The 507-nt window shown below is 72.8% G+C and carries 2 protein-coding genes; one reads left to right on the top strand and one right to left on the bottom strand.

Annotated elements, in window-relative coordinates; all coding sequences use genetic code 11:
* The coding region (locus TR48_RS41350; RefSeq protein WP_500799101.1) for a PhoU domain-containing protein at positions 1–160 on the top strand (160 nt) is incomplete at its 5' end.
* Positions 161–290: 130 nt separating this feature from the next.
* Here the strand turns inward: TR48_RS41350 and TR48_RS44030 are convergent.
* Positions 291–507 (bottom strand): hypothetical protein (locus tag TR48_RS44030; protein ID WP_042374991.1); only part of this gene is annotated, 217 nt, incomplete at its 5' end.

Below are 507 nucleotides of genomic sequence, written 5' to 3'. Positions count from 1 at the left end.
TCTGATGGATGACCGGTGGCAGCACGGGGTCGAGGAGGCCGTCGATGTCACCCTCGCCGGGCGCTTCTACGAGCGCTTCGCCGACCATGCCGTCTCGGTCGCCGAACGTGTCGTCTACCTGGTCACCGGCACTCACACTCACGACCTGCCCACGGGGTAGGCACTGTCGCGAGTGGCCGGCCGGCCACTCGCGAGAATGGTGGAGCGCAGAGGCTCGGCTTGGCGGGGTCTGGGCCGTCCCACCCGCAGGACCGGCCCTGGCGCCCTGCCCCTCTTGGCACTGGTCGGCGTCAGGGGCGTAGCGCGGCGGCCAGGTCCGTGGCCAAGGCGGGGCCTTGGTGTGGCGTGGCGAGGTTGTCGGCGAGTGTGCGGGTGAGCAGGGCGCGGTCCTCGGCGACGATCGTGCAGGGGATGTCGCGGGCGCGGCAGTCGTGGTCGATGCGCAGGAGGGCGCCGACGGCGGCGGGGCCGATCTCGGTGGCGCCGAAGTCGAGGACGACCCGGCGC

It is taken from the genome of Streptacidiphilus neutrinimicus (assembly GCF_000787815.1).
Classification (GTDB): Bacteria; Actinomycetota; Actinomycetes; order Streptomycetales; family Streptomycetaceae; genus Streptacidiphilus; species Streptacidiphilus neutrinimicus.
Note: the sequence above shows the minus strand (reverse complement) of the source record. Positions and strands in the feature narration are given on the sequence as shown.